The organism is Saccharomonospora iraqiensis subsp. paurometabolica YIM 90007 (assembly GCF_000231035.2).
In the GTDB taxonomy this organism is placed as follows: domain Bacteria; phylum Actinomycetota; class Actinomycetes; order Mycobacteriales; family Pseudonocardiaceae; genus Saccharomonospora; species Saccharomonospora paurometabolica.
Window position 1 is genome coordinate 1 of the sequence record NZ_KI912199.1, and the last position, 2,886, is coordinate 2,886.

Annotated in this window: 2 protein-coding genes; one reads left to right on the forward strand and one right to left on the reverse strand. The window is 69.2% G+C overall.

Annotated elements, in window-relative coordinates; all coding sequences use genetic code 11:
• Positions 1–166: 166 nt before the first annotated feature.
• Positions 167–2,014, reverse strand: a complete 1,848-nt coding sequence (locus SACPADRAFT_RS0202720; RefSeq protein WP_007027129.1) for a BCCT family transporter — start codon at positions 2,012–2,014, stop codon at positions 167–169.
• Positions 2,015–2,278: 264 nt separating this feature from the next.
• Here SACPADRAFT_RS0202720 and SACPADRAFT_RS0202725 point away from each other — a divergent pair, with 264 nt between their 5' ends.
• Positions 2,279–2,710 carry a cold-shock protein gene (locus tag SACPADRAFT_RS0202725; protein WP_028662163.1) on the forward strand — a complete coding sequence of 144 codons (432 nt, stop codon included), beginning with the start codon at positions 2,279–2,281 and terminating at the stop codon, positions 2,708–2,710.
• Positions 2,711–2,886: the final 176 nt, after the last annotated feature.

The window sequence follows — 2,886 nt, forward strand, 5'->3', positions numbered from 1 at the left end:
CGCTCCTGACGGCGGCACGGCGACGCACCGGAGCGGCAGAGACGGGGCCCTCCGGCGGCGCCCGCCGTGTCCGGCAGTGCCCGGCGGCGCCGGACGGTGTCCGACACACCGGTGCCCGCCGCCCTGCTCGGGCGACGGGCACCGGTGGTCCGTCAGCGACGCGCTGTCAGTTCAGCGACTCCGGGCGGGGATCCTGCGGGCCGGATTCGTCCGGATCCGTCGGGTCCACCGGATCCGGCGACCGCAGTGTCGTGGTCCCCGTGCTCCCCGGCTCGGCGGCCGGTCCCGCGTCGGCGTGGCCGTCGGCGGCCACGCCCGTTCCCGCGGCCCCCACGGCCGCCGCCCGTTTCTCCAGCATCGCGCGGGTCCGCGGCGGCAGCAGCTCCTCCTCCGGGATGTCGCGCTTCATCGCCTTCATCAGACAATAGATCGTGAGGAAGCCGATCAGGAAGAACGGCAGTCCGAGCACGGTGATGACCTGTTGGAGGGCCTGCAACGCCTCCTGACCCGTCGCCGCGATCAGGGTGGCCGCGATGACGCCTTCCAGCACGGCCCAGAACACCCGCTGCCGCGTCGGCGGGTGCATCGTGTTGCCCGAGGTGAGCATGTCCACCACGAGTGAGGCCGAGTCCGAGGACGTGGTGAAGAAGATGACCACGATCAGCACGGCGAAGGCCATCAGCACCTCGGTCGCCGGGAAGTGGTCCAGGAAAGCGAACAGCGCCGCCGCCGTGTCCCCCTCCTGCACCACCGGGCCGACCAGCGAGCCGGGGTCGTTGAACTCGATGTTCAGTGAGGACATGCCGAAGACGCTGAACCAGATCACCGAGAAGGCCACCGGTGCGCCCAGCACGCCGAGGACGAACTCCCGGACCGTGCGGCCCTTCGAGATGCGGGCCACGAAGATGCCGACGAACGGCGCCCAGGTGATCGTCCAGGCCCAGTAGAACACCGTCCAGGTGCCCTGCCAGCCCCAGTCGCCCGCGGGGAGCGCGTCGTTCCAGAACGACAACGGCACCAGCATGCTCAGGTAGGTACCGGTGCTCTCGATCACGCCGCGCAGCAGGAAGATCGTGGAGCCCGCGATGATGATGAAGATCAGCAGGGCGACGGCCATCCAGATGTTGATGTTGGACAGCCACTTGATGCCCTTGTCCAGCCCCAGGACCACCGAGATGGTCGCGATGGTGGTGACGACCGCGATGATGGCGATCTGCACCGAGCCGCTGACCTCGATCCCGAACAGGCCGTTCAGGCCGCTGTTGATCTGCAGCGTGCCCAGCCCGATGGAGACCGCCACGCCGAACAGCGTGCCGATGACGGCGATGACGTCGACGGTCTTGCCGATCGGGCCGTTGATCCGGTCGCCGAGGATCGGGTGGAAGATCGAACTCACCCGGAACGGCAGGCCCCGCCGGTAGGCGAAGTAGGCGAACGCCAGGGCGGGCAGCGTGAAGATCGCCCAGGTGTGGAAACCGAAGTGGTAGAGCGAGAAGCCGATGGCCTCGCTGGCGGCCCCTTCGCTCAACGGTTCGGCCGATCCGTTCGCGACGGGGACGTCGCGCAGTTGCTCGGCGAACTGCCGGGAGTTCAGGTCGGCCTCGGTGAGTTCCGAGACCTGCTCATTGACTCCGCTCAACGGCGGGTTCGCGAAGTGGTTGATCGGCTCCGCGACGCCCCAGAACATCAGGATGGTGCCGATGCCCGCCGCGAACAGCATGCCGAACCACGTGACGTTGCTGAACTCGGGGCGGTCGTCCTTGCCACCGAGCCGCACGTGTCCGAACCGGCTGAACGCGATCCAGAGCAGGAAAATGAGGAAGGCCGTGACCCCCAGAATGTAGAGCCAGCCCAGGTTCGCCTTGACGGCCTCCGCCGCGTCACCGAACGCGGCGTCCACCTCTTCGGTGAACAGGATGGACCCGAGGACGAACACCAGGGCGAGCAACGCCGAGCTGAAGAAGATCGCGGGATTCGTCCGCAACCCCAGGGCACGTTGGAGCTTCTCCAGCATGATCATCTCCCTCCGTGTAGCCACGGAAAGCTATCCGCGACCCGGAAGTGTGTCAACCGCCACTCCGCGGCCGTAGGGTCTGGCGCTGACATTACCCGCCGCGACCACGAGCAGCGACCGAACACAATCCCGTCGGGGGAACGGGCGGCGCGGAGCGGCGCTCACCGTCACGGCACGGAGGCGCCGGTGCGGGGTAGGGTCCGGCGGGATTGTCAGTACGGCCGCCGCGAGGGGCGTGCCGCCGAGGTAGCGGGAGTGGGATCCGTGGTCACGGGGAAGGTCGTCCGGTTCGACGAGTTCAAGGGGTACGGATTCGCCGCGCCCGACAACGGGGGCGAGGACGTGTTCGTCCACGTCAACGACCTGCTGTTCGACAAGGCCCTGGTGACCCCGGGGGTGCGGCTCAGCTTCGACATCGAGGAGGGCGACCGGGGGTTGAAGGCCTCCCGGATCCGCCTCGCGGAGCGGGAGGAGACCCCCCGGGGCGACACGGTCGAGGAGTTCGACGAGGACGAGGGGGACACGGACGGACCCGGCACCGTGGTCGAGGGCGCGTCCGTCACACGCAAGCAGTACCTCGACGAGATCACCGAGCTCCTGCTGGACGCCGCACCCACGGCGACGGCAGAGGACATCGTCAGTATCCGCCGGCGCCTGCTCCGTTCGGCCGTCGACCACGGGTGGGTGACCGACTGACCGGCTGACCGCCCCCGGCCGGTCCCCGCTCAGACCCCGGCGCGGGCGCGCAGACGGGTCACCAGGCCGGTGAGCCCGGACCGGCGTCGGTTCGCGGCACCGAGCCGGCCCGCGGCCGCGTCGTCCAGCAGTGCTCCGACGGTCTCGCGGGCACACTCCCGGTTCGCCCCGATCCC